9 protein-coding genes and 1 pseudogene are annotated in these 13,886 nt (G+C 58.4%); 2 read left to right on the top strand and 8 right to left on the bottom strand.

Annotated features, from left to right (window positions below):
• The first annotated feature begins 1,138 nt into the window (after nt 1-1,138).
• Together gmd and A5906_RS34785 are read left to right on the top strand one after the other, a co-directional pair.
• Complete coding sequence (gmd, locus tag A5906_RS34790) at nt 1,139-2,224, top strand: GDP-mannose 4,6-dehydratase (RefSeq protein WP_080139631.1); 1,086 nt, start codon at nt 1,139-1,141, stop codon at nt 2,222-2,224.
• Entirely contained in the window at nt 2,205-3,182 is a 978-nt protein-coding gene (locus tag A5906_RS34785; protein ID WP_080139630.1) for a GDP-L-fucose synthase family protein, read from the top strand. Before gmd ends, A5906_RS34785 begins: the two co-directional genes overlap by 20 nt.
• Before the next feature lie 264 nt (nt 3,183-3,446).
• Here the strand turns inward: A5906_RS34785 and A5906_RS34780 are convergent, their stop codons facing one another.
• The 8 genes and pseudogenes from A5906_RS34780 to tnpA form a co-directional block, all read right to left on the bottom strand.
• The gene (locus A5906_RS34780; protein WP_430642438.1) at nt 3,447-4,586 is read right to left on the bottom strand and encodes an MFS transporter; all 1,140 of its coding nucleotides are present in this window, start codon (nt 4,584-4,586) and stop codon (nt 3,447-3,449) included.
• 462 nt (nt 4,587-5,048) lie between these two features.
• Nucleotides 5,049-5,375 (bottom strand): hypothetical protein, encoded by a 327-nt coding sequence (locus A5906_RS42075; RefSeq protein WP_136615697.1) that lies wholly within the window; start codon nt 5,373-5,375, stop codon nt 5,049-5,051.
• A 222-nt stretch (nt 5,376-5,597) separates the two neighbouring features.
• Nucleotides 5,598-6,266: a sulfite exporter TauE/SafE family protein gene (locus tag A5906_RS34775; RefSeq protein WP_245327057.1), complete on the bottom strand. Its 669-nt coding sequence runs from the start codon at nt 6,264-6,266 to the stop codon at nt 5,598-5,600.
• Between the two features lie 672 nt (nt 6,267-6,938).
• Nucleotides 6,939-10,043 carry an efflux RND transporter permease subunit gene (locus A5906_RS34770; RefSeq protein WP_080139629.1) on the bottom strand — a complete coding sequence of 1,035 codons (3,105 nt, stop codon included), beginning with the start codon at nt 10,041-10,043 and terminating at the stop codon, nt 6,939-6,941.
• A gap of 690 nt (nt 10,044-10,733) precedes the next feature.
• A pseudogene (locus A5906_RS34765) lies at nt 10,734-11,403 on the bottom strand (4-phosphopantoate--beta-alanine ligase); the annotation flags it as partial.
• A gap of 33 nt (nt 11,404-11,436) precedes the next feature.
• Nucleotides 11,437-13,029, bottom strand: a complete 1,593-nt coding sequence (tnpC, locus tag A5906_RS34760) for an IS66 family transposase (protein ID WP_136615696.1) — start codon at nt 13,027-13,029, stop codon at nt 11,437-11,439.
• Between the two features lie 69 nt (nt 13,030-13,098).
• On the bottom strand, nt 13,099-13,452 hold the full coding sequence (gene tnpB, locus A5906_RS34755; RefSeq protein ID WP_080134255.1) for an IS66 family insertion sequence element accessory protein TnpB: 354 nt from the start codon (nt 13,450-13,452) through the stop codon (nt 13,099-13,101).
• Nucleotides 13,449-13,886 (bottom strand): IS66-like element accessory protein TnpA (tnpA, locus tag A5906_RS34750; protein ID WP_245326617.1); only part of this gene is annotated, 438 nt, incomplete at its 5' end. The genes tnpB and tnpA, both read right to left, overlap by 4 nt.

Genomic DNA, 13,886 nt, shown 5'->3' with positions numbered 1-13,886 from the left:
CCCACCGAGGATATATCGCGCAAATAGTCTGGCTCCATAGATTAGGGACATTCGATCCAGATCGGACTCCAACTAGCCTACGATAACACTCTTGTCTCGTTTGGCTCATCATCACGCGAGCTATTTCACGCCAGCTCGAATTCTCAAGCAAGTGAGCAGCGAAACCGGCGAACTGGGCGGCAGCAACTGAGTCCTTTCGAGTCACTCAATGACTCCTCAAGAGGATCACGTTCCGTCTCAGCTGTATTCCATTGGGCAGATGAAGATGAAACTTGCCCACGGCTTCTACACGGTCTGCTGCCGACATATTTGCGCAGCCGCTCTAGCGTGAGTTGTCTTGCGCTATACGGAAACATTTTCGCAGGCGCGGGGTTAAGAGGCTCATCATACTCGTCCCGAGGAAGTTACGCTCGTCGAGATTAAACGATTAGCAGCGACGCTCTATTGTACGAGCGTAAACTTTCGATATCGAAAGGTTGGAGCATCTATACCAACGTTTACTACTCTTGCTCATCTTGCCTTGCGTCGGCCGCTCCACGGCCTGCCGCGAGCTGAATATTGGCAACAGCGCTGACCACGGGCGATAAATCGCCTACCAAGACCGGGTGTTCTGTCCGGAAGTAACGGTACGGGTGCTTTGGAGATTACGATTTGACGTGCAGGCCTGACTGTGCGCTTGCTTGCATCCCGTCATCCGGCAAATGCATTGACGACTGCGGCCTCCGCCCGTCGCTCTGCCAAGCCGTCACGAGACCACGCCTATGCGTACTTGCGCCTGAGGATAGATAGGAGCACAGATCCTCGGCTTCTATCTCGTTGGAATATAACCCGGACAAGCGCCCTTGCGCTCGAAAAGGCGATCGCATCCATCTCGCCTGCTTCGGATCATCGCGGATATAAGCCAGGATGCGAGCGTTAGCTGACCTTGATGTTTTGAAGATGAATGTGTTGACACACTCCAGTCCAGTTTAAATCAATGTATGTAGTGTGCTTTCCTACCTGATGTGTATGACTGGAGCTAACGATCGCTTTCCTCGAATTGCCGGTGGAGCGGGCTTGCGCATCTAGATTTCTCAAGAAACGGCTTCCCAATAGCGTTTCACAGGGCTTTCTTTCCGGCGCAACTAAGAGAAAAACGATGACAGCTCAGGACTCAAAGCGGCGCGTTGCGCTGATCACCGGCGTCACCGGGCAGGACGGCGCATATCTCGCCGAGCATTTGCTCGGTCTCGGCTACACCGTGCACGGCATCAAGCGCCGTTCGTCCTCGTTCAACACCGCGCGCGTCGATCATCTCTACCAGGATCCGCACGCCGGCAACGTGCCGTTCCTGATGCACTATGGCGACATGACGGATTCGACCAATTTGATCCGGCTGGTGCAGCAGATCCGGCCGAGCGAGATCTATAACCTGGCCGCCCAGAGCCACGTCCAGGTCAGTTTCGAGAGCCCGGAATACACCGCCAACGCCGACGCAATCGGTGTGCTGCGCCTTTTGGAAGCAATCCGCATCCTCGGCATGGAAAAGGAGACGCGGTTCTACCAGGCCTCGACCTCGGAGCTTTACGGGCTCGTGCAAGAGGTGCCGCAGAAGGAAACCACGCCATTCTATCCGCGCTCGCCCTATGGCGTCGCCAAGCTTTATGGCTACTGGATCACGGTGAACTACCGTGAGGCCTATGGCATTTTCGCCAGCAACGGCATCCTTTTCAACCATGAGAGCCCGACCCGCGGCGAGACATTCGTGACGCGCAAGATCACCCGCGCCGTCGCCCGCATCGAGGTCGGCCTCGAGAACACGCTCTATCTCGGCAATCTCGACGCCAAGCGCGACTGGGGCCATGCCCGCGACTATGTCGATGGCATGCACAGAATGCTGCAGGTCGACGAGCCCGGCGACTTCGTACTCGCGACCGGCGAGACGCGGTCGGTCCGCGAGTTCGTCGAGGCGGCGTTCGCCGAGGTCGGGCGCAGCATTGAATGGCGCGGCAGGGGGATCGAGGAGATCGGCGTGGACAAGGCCTCCGGCAAGACCCTGGTGCAGATCGATCCCACCTATTTCCGTCCGACCGAGGTCGATCTCCTGATTGGCGACGCCAGCAAGGCGCGCCAGATGCTCGGCTGGTCTCCGAAAACGCCGTTCTCACAATTGGTGAAGGAAATGGTCGCCAGCGATCTCGTCGAAGCCAGGCAAGGTGCGGCCAATGGCAAGCACGGCGTTTGAGCTGAAGGGTAAAACGGTTTTCGTCGCGGGCCATCGCGGCATGGTTGGCGCGGCGCTGATGCGCCGGCTAGCAGGGGAACAGGCCGAACTCTTGACGGTGCCGCGCAGCGAGCTCGACCTGCGCGACCAGGCCGCCGTGAACGCTTGGTTTGCCGCAAAGCGGCCGCAAGCCGTGTTCCTCGCCGCCGCCAAGGTCGGCGGCATCGTCGCTAATAACGCTCTGCGCGCCGAGTTTCTCCACGACAATCTGGCGATATCGAGCAACGTGATCCAGGCGGCGCATGCTAATGGATGCGAGAAGCTGATGTTCTTCGGCTCTTCCTGCATCTATCCGCGCTTGGCGCCGCAGCCGCTGCGAGAGGATTCGATATTGACCGGCCCGCTGGAACCGACCAACGAACCCTATGCCATCGCCAAGATCGCCGGCATCAAGATGGCCGAAGCCTATCGCAGCCAGTACGGCGCCGATTTCATCAGCGTGATGCCGACCAATCTCTACGGCCCCGGCGATAATTATCACCCCGAATACAGCCACGTCGTCGCCGCGCTGATCCGCCGCTTCCACGAGGCCAAGATTTCGGGCGGCCGCAAGGTCGTGGTGTGGGGCACCGGCACGCCGCGCCGCGAATTCCTCTATGTCGATGATCTCGCCGACGCCTGCATCCATCTGATGAAGACCTATTCCTCGCCGGACCTGGTCAACATCGGTACCGGCGAGGACATCAGCATCGCCGACTTCGCACTCATGGTCGCGGCCGCCGTCGGTTTTCGCGGTGAGATCAGCTTCGATACGTCGCGCCCGGACGGCACGCCCCGCAAGCTGCTCGATGTTCGTCGGCTGTCCGGGCTCGGCTGGCGCGCCACAACTTCGCTGAACGATGGCATTCAGCTGGCATACCGGGCGTATCGCGCTGCCAGCGACGGACGGCACCAGACTGATTCGCTTGTTCCCGGATAAGGGAGCCGATCCTACGATCAACCGGCGGTGAACGTCCGGCCTAGCAGACTCGCCGCTCATAACGATCACTCTTGCTTTGCAAGTTGATGAACGTTCATTGTTGACAACTGCCCTCAGTTCGCCGCTAAGAACCGCTGCCGACTTGCGGGAAAGGAGAGTGATCATGATCGAGACGTGCTGCCAGCACTTGACTCAAAATCTCAAACGCCGATGGACGATCATTAGCCGGAAGCGCACCGCCGCCCCTTCCTCTTGACCAATGCCTTAGCGATGGTCTGTCATCATCATCCTCGCCGACAGCATAGCGATGGACATGAGCGCGCCTAAGATCCCGAACGCTATCGGCAAGCCAAACAAGTGTGCGATGAGCCCGATGCCGGCTGGCCCGACGAGCATACCCGCGTAGCCGCCTGTCGTGATGATCGCGATCGCTATGCCTGCTGGCATCACGTTCTGTTTGCCGGCGCGTCGACACAGTAGGGGTACAACGTTTGAAATACCCAATCCAATAAGCAGGAACCCTGCCATAGCAATCAACGCAACGGGCGCGGCCACCACGGCCAGGAAGCCTGTTACCATTAGTACAGTCCCGAGCATCAATGTGGCACGGTCGCCGATTCGTGCCACCACGGCATCTCCGCTGAGACGCCCTGCGGCCATGGCGATTGAGAAGAGCATACAACCAATGCCCCCGTGCGCCTCCGCGAGAAGATCTCTTTCAACGAGAAGCAAAGCGCTCCAATCGAGCATTGCACCTTCGACAAGAAAGGTGATACCCGCGAGCACCGCTATGAGCAACACACTGCGGTGGGGCAAGACAAACAATGGCCCCTGCTGTCTCGAACCCGTCGCCAGCAACCTCGGCCAGGCCGTCACAATCGCGATCGTCACTAACGCCGAACAGACCAACGTCGAGAGAAGCGAGCCACACTGCAGCGAGACGAACGAGATCACTGCGGCAGAGCCGGTGACTTCCCCAATGCTGTACCGGGCGTGGAAGCCGGACATCAACAGGCGGCCGGTGGCGTGCTCCAGCTCAATCGCATGGATGTTCATCGCTACATCGATCGAGCCGAGTGAAACGCCGAAAGCAAACAGCGTGGCACCGAGCCTTACAGGTGTGTCGGCAATTGCAAGGCACGGCAGGATGATCGCGAGTCCAAGTCCAGCCGCGAGGATGATGGGCTTGCTGCCGTACCGCGAATTCAGCACGCTGGTCAAAAGCATCGCGATGACGGATCCCGTCCCGAGACAGAGCAGCAGTAGACCAAGCATGCGGTCATCGACCGCGAGCCGCTCCTTGGCGAGTGGCACTAAAGGCGCCCAGGCCGCGAGGCCGAATCCGGCCACAAAAAATGTCAGGCGCGTCCCAAGCAGGCCGGCAGACAAATTGGCACATCGTATCACAGACGCTCCTGAGAGAACGGACTCGCGGGCGCGGCGCCCCTCCATCCTGCGTGCGTCGGCTCCAAGCGGCGCGCGGCTCGACGCGGATGGCCTCAAGTTGACGTTCTTCATCCCTGCAAATGCGATGCCGTCACGAATGCTGAACTGCGTTACACGGAGAGCGACAAGTAGGGGTGATCGTCGAGCCCCTGGGGATGGCGGTGTTTTGGCCACTCTCTCACGGATGAGCTGGCCATACGAGGGCCATGGTTTAGTTTGTCTGCGAAAGCAGGAGGCGTAACGCTTAGTATGGCTTGTCGTAACGCCTACAAAGCCGACGGCGCCCCACGCCTCGATGTAGTTGGCGCTAACACGGCCGTAGGTTTTCCGACAGCTTTGCACAATCGGAAGCTCTCATCACGAGTGACGGCGCTGCCTCGCGAGATCAATACGACGAGCCACGCTATCACGCGCAAGCGGTCAACGTCGGCCCGATGCTTTTGATATTCGTTCGTCCTGGTTTCCGGCCGCCAGATCGTTCCCCGCGCAGCCATTGGACCCAGTTCGTTTGTTCTGGGCCAGCGTGTCGCCGCCGGCAACATGCACATCGAGTGGCATGGCGGCAGCATCAGCCTCCAACAGTTCATGGCAGTGCTGTGATCCCGGGTTCCCTCGCCGGTGCGCTGGGCCGTCTGGCGCAATCAACCGGATTTGCATGCCATTATTATCGCCGCCGAAGAGGGCGGCGTCGACTAGGTCTAGGACGCGCGCGCATTCGATACCGAGTTGCCAGCCGGCATCGTTCAAGCGCTTATATCCGCAGTTCGTCGAGACCGTCGCTCTGACCAAATTGGATTACACGTTATAAAGAACAAGTATAGCAGGCAGAGATCAATCAGTATCGTAGCCGCCATCACGCTATAAGCCCAGGCGCTCTGCACTAGATCGAGCTCGATCAGCACCCGTGACAAACCGAAACCCACGGTCCAAGCATCAAAGCTCATACAGATGCGTCGGAATATCTCCGGATCAAGCCGGCGAATGACATAGGATCCCAGCGGGACACCAAGCATGACACTCGGCACAAAAACATAGAGCAAGCTGCCGCTTTCGTAAGTGAACAAGCCGAGCTGACTGATAGTAGACGAAGGCGGTAACGCTCGATTCCGCCACGCGAACCAGTGCTAGGCCGGCGCGAAATTCGTGTTTGACCAAGCCCTGGTTGTTAAACAGCCTCGCTAAGGGAGGGCCGGAGATAGTCGTCAGCGAATAGAGAACGCCCAGCATCCACCCGAATGGCAGGCCGATTAGCCAGCTTGCTCCGATAGGGCGGCGCCAACCCGCGGCTTGCAGCAGGATCAGGGGCAGAATGATCGTGTAGGTGGCGCATTTGATCCAGCCCGGCTGGAGCGAGGTCAACGCATAGCCGCCGAGCGCAATGCCCGGCAAGAGCCCAAGCAAGATGGGAAACACTCGTCTCCAAACTACCCGCACGCCCTTTAGATTGATGAGGAGGACGTAAACGTTGACGAAGACCTCGATGATGACAATGGCGGGGTTGAGAATGCGACTGTTGTAGAAAACCAGCCCAAGGGGAACAGTGAGCGACGAAAAGCCGTAGCCAATGGCTCCGTTGACAAAAGCAGCAAAACACGTCGTTGCGGCCAGAAACCAGATAGCAGCATCAAACTCAGGCATTTCCTTAACTCTCTCACTACGGAGGGCGTCGGGAAGCCGGCGCGGCCATTGGTCATCAGGTTGCGGCAGATTCTGATCATTCCATTAGCAGCTCCTCCCGTCTGCACAATGGCAGCGGCCCTCGTGTGCGTTCAGCGGTCGCTCTTGTTCTCGACTTCGATCGTGCAACGCAAGCTGTTCTGCACCTGCCGGTACCCGACTACGATCACTCAGCCAAACGTGTCGGCTTGTTTCTCGGCTTGTCCATCCATGGTCCTCGTGTCGAAAGCCGTAAGTGCGTCGATCATGGATACGGGCCGGTCCCACGGAATTGAACTCGTGTCGAATCCGAAGCGGTTCAGCGCCATCATTCTTCAGCTAGCAAAGCATCGGTTAGACCGAAGCAAACAATTCTCCTTCAAGAGCTATGGGATAAATGGCAACGCACTTTTTATGGGCGAGGATCAATTCCCTTCTCCCCCGCGGAGGTCGAGCTTGGGCATTCCGCTGCCATGAAATGTACGGTGCAATTCACCTTAGCGGAGCAGCCGGGGATCACCGATGTGTTCTTCCGAGCCCCTGATGGCCGCCAAGCTCGGCACCACGGGCGTGAAGATCTCAATGCGTAATGGGGCGTGAAGCGATCGCAGGCTCCCTCGCTGGCCGCTGAGCGACCTAGATTGAATTTAATCGTCATTGCTTGGCCAGCTGGGAACCAGCAGCGCCGGTGAGGCCGAGCTCGGCGGCGGTCTTCGCGCGGTCGGCGCTCGCATTATCACGGTGATCGGACGCGATCGCAACATAGACCGCCGGGAGCACGAATAGCGTGATCAGCGTGCCTACAGACATGCCAGCGGCGAGGACGAGCCCGATCGAGAAGCGGCTCGCGGCGCCAGCTCCCGTTGCAGTCAGCAAGGGTATAAAGCCCGTGACCATTGCCGCCGTGGTCATCAAGATTGGGCGCAGTCGGACGCGCGCCGCCATCTCTATAGCCGAGCGCCGGTCAAGTCTCTCCTTAAGCTGCAGCTCATTGGCGAACTCAACCATTAAGATGCCGTGCTTTGAAATCAACCCGACCAGCGTCAACAGTCCAACCTGGGTGTAAATGTTCATGGTCGCCCAGCCGATGAACGGCGGAATCAAGGCGCCGACCATCGCCATCGGCACGCTGATCATGATAATGAGCGGATCGCGCAGACTTTCGAACTGCGCCGAAAGCACTAAGAATATGATGATGAGTGCAAATGCAAAGGTAATGGCCAATTGATTACTCTCGTGCACGTACTGGCGGGCGTCGGCCAGGAAGTCGTAACTGAAGCCTGCGGGAAGTTTCTTCGCCTCAGCTTCCAGGAAATCCACAGCCTGTTCAATCGTGATGCCGGGCATCGGCACGGCCTGAAACGTCGCGCAGTTGAGCTGGTTGTAGTGGGTGAGCGCGTTCGGATCGGTCGCAGTTTCGGTGGCGACTACGGTAGACAGCGGAAGCATCGAGCCTGTCGCAGTCTTCACATAATAGCTCCCGATTGCCTGCGGTGCCAGGCGCTCCTCCCGTGGTACCTGCGGGATCACCTGATAGGAGCGACCTTCCAAATTGAAGCGGTTGACGTAGTTCCCCCCAAGTAAGGTGGCGAGCGCGTTACCGATCGTCTGCATGGTGATGCCAAGCTCATTAGCCTTGGAACGATCAACCTTGATTCGTACCACCGGCTGGTTGAACTCGAGATCGGAGTCGCTCACCACGAAAAGACCACTCCTTCGTGCGGCATCCTTCAGCTTCGACATCTGCTCGTAGATGGATTGAAAGCCAAGCGTCGAATTGAGGACCATCTGCACTGGTAGGCCATCCGAACCGCCGGGAAGGGCGGGCAAGCTAAAGGCAAACGCGCTAATGCCTTCGATTTTGGACAGCTCGACCTGGACAAGGGACTTTAGTGCGATCGATGATCGCTTGCGCTCGTCCCACGGCTTGAGCAACATGCCGGCCATGCCACTCTGCTTTCCGCCAACGCCATTGAGTACGAAGCTCAAGTCAGCCTCTGGAAATTTCTTGAACGCGTTTTCAAGTTTGGTGCCGTAGTAGTCGAGGTAGTCCATATTGGCGTATTTCGGCGCCTTCGTTAGCGCGAATACGATGCCTTGATCCTCCTCTGGTGCAAGTTCCTTGGAAATATTCGTATAGAGAAAGCCCACAAGGCCAAGCATGGTCAGCGCAAACAGGCCGGTAATTGGGCGATAGTTGAGCGAGCGGTCGAGCTTGCGGCCGTACCATCGTGTCATGGCGCCGAAGCCGCGGTTCACAAGCCTTGCAAATCGCCCTCCCTCGGCGCGCCTCAGGAAGAGCGAGCACATCATGGGCGACAGCGTCAAAGCGATCACGCCCGATACGATCACCGCTCCCGCTAGCGTAAACGCGAATTCGCGGAACAGCGCACCGGTGAGGCCGCCGAGAAATCCAATTGGGGCATATACCGCAGCCAAAGTAATCGTCATGGAGATAACGGGACCGACGATTTCGCGCGCGCCGCTTGTAGCCGCCCGTAGGGGGGACGCACCTTCTTCTAAATGGCGATGAATGTTCTCCACCACAACGATCGCGTCGTCCACTACGAGACCGATCGCGAGAACCATCGCAAGGAGAGTTAGGAGATTGAATGAAAACCCCAGCGCCAGCATGATGCTGCAGACACCAACGAGCGACAACGGGATAGTGACCACAGGAATGATGACCGACCGCAGCGAGGCTAGGAACAGAAAGATCACGACCACCACGACTACGACGGCCTCAAGGAGCGTCTTCTCCACTTCATCGATCGATGATTGAATAAATTGGGAAGAGTCGTAGGCCACTTTCATCCTCAACGACGGCGGCAGGTTACGCTCAATTTCCGGAAACAGCGCCCGAACGCCTCTCACTATGTTTAGCGGATTGCCCTGCGGGCTCGCCTGCACGCCGATAAAGACCGCATGCTCGCCGTTCATCGTGACGCTAGTGTCTGTCGTCTCCGCGGCAAGCTCGACTGCTGCAATGTCCTCCATGCGCACAAGGCCACCGTCATTGGCTTTGACGATCATGCGCTTGAAATCATCGACACTCCGCAGATCCGTATTTGCCGTAACGTCAGAGATAGTGAAATAGCCCTTGGTCTGGCCGGCCGCGGCCTGGAAGTTGTTAGCAGCGATTGCAGCTGAAACCTCAGCCGGCGACACGCCGTGCCCAGCCATCTTCGCACTATCGAGCCATAGCCGCATCGCAAAACTCTGGCCACCCAGCATCTGTGCCGTTGCGACACCCTCAACCGTTGAGATAACCGGTTGCACCACGCGCGAGAGGTAGTCGGAGATCGCGTTGGCCGCCAGTTCCTCGCTGGAGAAAGCGATAAACATGACAGCAGTGGCCTGACCGGTCGACTTCGTGACGACTGGATCGTTTGATTCCTTCGGGATTAGGTATTTGACGGAGTTGACCTTGGAGAGCACTTCCGTGAGCGCTTCGTTGGGATCGAAGTTAAGCTTGACGTGGACTTGGATGGTCGAGGCACCAAGCACAGACGAGGAAGTAATGTAGTCGGCGCCCTCGGCGGACGCGACTGCTTGCTCTAGGGGAGTGGTGACGAACCCCTGGATCATATCGGCCGAGGCACCAGGATAGGAAGTCGTGATATTGATGACCGTATTAGATAGTTTGGGATATTGCCGAATCGGCAGGAGGGTGGCCGCGCGCAAGCCGATCAGCAAGATCAGGAAACTGACGACGATAGACAATACCGGACGTTTGATGAAAAGCTCGGTAAATGCCATGTCGACTCTTATTTCAAGGGTGGGATGCAAATTCGCCAGCAACTTACGCTACGGCAATGATCATCAATGCGGCGACTGTACTAGAGCCCCGGTATGACGGAGGCGTTATCCGCTACTCTAAGGGCTCACATGATGCGAGCGCAGACGCCCTATCCTCCGCCTCCATCTTCACCGCTCGAATGAATGTTATTCCGCCGTTCTGACGGTGATGGCGACCTTGACGTTTGGCACCTTCTATAGAGCCCCTGGCCTTTTTGCGTGCAATCGGCCAAAGGTCCGACACAAGATGTTCGTGCCAACATCTGATTGGAACGCGACGACTTCTGGCGACGCATCAGTTCAGACTTCGCATTGACTCCCAGACCGAATGATCCAGGCTCGACCAGAAAGTACAAACGATTTGGCGAGCGCTCAACTCTACAAAGGTAAGTAGGTGATATAGCATCGGCTGCGAAGCATTATACGAAGGTTTGTCGAACCGATCGCTGGTCGCTGTCGCGCAACACTTGTGATGTTGCCGGACACAACTCGGTCCCACAATATTCCGCACTTACCGCTATCGCTTCACCGACTCGCTGAACAAAATCGCCTCAGAGTTTGCCATTTGCTACCAACTCGACACGCCGTTCGGAACAGCGCCCTGAGGATTCTCAGTTCAATATGATGCGCAGGATTTAGCTACGCATTGTGCTACCGAGTTGGAAACGCAAGTATTACGTTGTCGATCAGCCGCGTTGAGCCAGCCTAGGTAGCCGCAAAAGGGCCATGCGGCGCCGCAGTGAACTGTCGGAAGTTTTGAGCGTCACCGTCGACAAATTCAAGATACTGCAGTCTGTCAACTGCCTCTAAATGTCCCTTGGCGGCGACTATCAGCTTTTCTATGTTGCGCTCTCCCGAGCGAAAATCATCGAGCGCGGCGGATAGTCCCCGGTTGATCGCAAGGGCCTGCTGCCGTTCTACCTTGCTGAGATACCGGTTCCGACTACTCATGGTGAGCCCATCCTTTTTGCGCACGTTGGCCGCTGACGATTTCGATCGGGAGATTGAGATCAACCGCCATGCGAAGCACAGCTGCGCATCGCTGAAAAATTCTTCTGGCCAAAAAACGTGACTTAGGGCTGCACAATATTGAACAACTTGCATAAGACAGTCGCGACACCCCGAAAATGTTCAGGCCTGAAGGCTCCGCACAGAATTTTCGCGACGACGCCCAGTTCAATGAGGGTTTTAAATAGCTCGGATGGACTTCCGATGAATCCGGCGCGAAGAGAATCTCTACCCCACCGCGGCAAAGTCCCTCATCGCGGAAGAGGTCGCGCGGATAGGTGCTGAGATCCTCGTTTGGTCCGAACTGAGTGGGTTGACGAAGATGCGTAAGCGCTTAGCCGTCACCCTATTGGTGCGGGCTTGACGCTTTGCGGAATCGCCACGGCATGAGGTCTTCGATCCTGCTGTGGGGATGGCCGTCGATGATCGCCTCGAGTGTTTCGGCGATGTAGGCAGCAGGGTTTACGTCGTTGAGTTTGCAGGTGGCGACGATCGAGGCGAGCAAAGCCCAGTTTTCCGCCCCGATTTCATGTCCGGCGAAGAGCGCGTTTTTCCTGGTCAAGCAGATCGGCCGGATGGCGTTCTCGACCGGGTTGGTGTCGAGCTCGAGACGCCCGTCTTCGAGGAAGCGGGTCAGCCCCTGCCAATGATTGAGCGCATAGCGGATATCCTCGGCGAGCGTCGAACCGCTGGAGATCATCGACAGCTGTTTCTCGAACCAGGACTTCAACGCGGCGACCATGGGCAGCGAGTGCTCCTTGCGCGCGGCCAGCCGGATGTCCGGCGATGCACCGCGCGCCATGGCTTCGATGGCGTAAAGCTGCGCGATGTGCCGAATGGCGGCCTCGGCGATCGGCGACTTGCTGTTGCGGGCCAATTTCACAAAGCGCCGGCGCAAATGGCTCCAGCAATGCACGAGCGTCCAAGGCCCTTGCGGTCGAACGACTTCGGTCAGCCGGTCATACCCGTCGTAGGCATCGCATTGCAGGAAGCTTCCGCCAAAGCCGTCCAGGAACTGCTCCGCGAAGGCGCCGCTGCGACCGGGGGCATATCGGAACAACACGATCGGTGGACTTGGACCGCTGTGGCCACGGTCGTCTGACGCGATCGCCCAGAAGTAGCCTTTCTTCGTTTGACCTCGCCCCGGATCAAGCACCGGTGCCGTGGTCTCGTCCATGAACAGGCGATCCGCCATGGCCAGGTGGCGGCGCATGTGGTCCGCGATGGGCTGAAGATGGAAGCAGGCGCGGCCGGACCAGTTGCCCAGAGTCGCCCGATCAAGCCGAATGCCTTGACGCGCATAGATCTCGGCCTGACGATAAAACGGCGTGTGGTCGCCAAACTTGGAGACGATCACATGAGCGATAGCCGCTTCGGTCGGCAGCCCGCCGGGCACGACGTGTTCCGGTGCGTGCGCCTGCGCGACAGGGCCCGAGCAGCGGCGACAGATGTATTTCGGGCGGCGTGTGACCAGCACGCGCCATTGCGCCGGGATCACGTCGAGTCGCTTGCTGACGTCCTCGCCGATCTTCGTCATGGCGCCGCAACCGCACGGACAGAGCGTGCTCGCAGGCTCGATGATCCGTTCCACTCGCGGCAAATGGGCAGGCAGACAGCCGCGATTGCGATGGGAGCCTCGATCGTCCGGATCGCTGCGCGATCGACCCTGGATGACCTTCTCGGCTCTTTCCTGCGCCGCGTCCAGAATGCCTTGCGCGATCTCCACGTCTTCGAGCGGCAAATGGAACTGATCTGGTCGTAGCTTCTCGGATTTCGAGCCGAACTTGTCGCGTCGCAATTCGCCGAGAATGACCTCCAGCCGACGCCGCGCTTCCTCCGATGCCGCCAGTGCCCCCTGATGCTCGCTCAAGGCCGCCTGCGTTTGCGCCAGAAGCGCCTTTAGGCGTTCGTTTTCGTCGCGCAGTGTCGCGATGCTCATGCGCTATTTCGAGCACATCGCCGCCGCCCGTGCCACGATCAAAATAGCTGCCGAGTCATTCTGCCGCAGTTATCCCGCCACCTGCGGGCGCCGTGCTTCTTCCGGGCGGACCAATCTCCAATCCAGCCCTTCGAACAAGGCAGCGAACATCGCCGGCGACATGCGCATCACTCCGTCCGCGATCGTTGGCCAAACGAACTTGCAACCTTCGAGGCGTTTGTGCACCAACACCAGACCCGTTCGATCCCAGACCAAAATCTTGATCCGGTCCGCTCGTTTCGATCGGAACACGAAGGCTGCGCCGCTGAACGGATCGAGACGAAGCATCTCCTGTACCTTCGCCGCAAGCCCGTCGTGGCCACAGCGGAAGTCGATCGGCCGCGTGGCAACGTAAATCTTCAGATCAGCACCGGCCGCGATCATCGTGACGCTCGCACCGCACGGATCACCCGGGATAGCTGGTCAGCATCTATGGCTGTGTCAGTCCGCAGCACGACATCGCCGATCGCAATCTCAAGCTTGACCGCCGGAGCCTGACGCTCCTTCAACGCATCTTCCACAACCAGCGGCGCAAACGTTGGTGGAGACGCCTCGCACGGCGGCAACATACCTCGCTGTCGAAGCCGCCGTCGCCAATCGTAGACCTGCCAGCGCGTCACTCCGTGCTTGCGCGCTACCTCGGATACCTGGACGCCGGGCGACAGACTCTCCGCGGCGATCCGCGCTCTCTCAGCTTCCGACCGCACACGACGTCCTGACGGCCCTTCAAGAATCTCCAGCCGGCTCACCGACCCCGCCGATGAGCCGTCCAAATAGACGTCCTTTTTGCTGTCCAATCCCATCCGAAGCCTCCGTCC

It is taken from the genome of Bradyrhizobium sacchari (assembly GCF_002068095.1).
Lineage (GTDB): Bacteria > Pseudomonadota > Alphaproteobacteria > Rhizobiales > Xanthobacteraceae > Bradyrhizobium > Bradyrhizobium sacchari.
The sequence above is the reverse complement of the archived record's forward strand: the minus strand, read 5'-3'. Positions and strand labels throughout refer to the sequence as shown.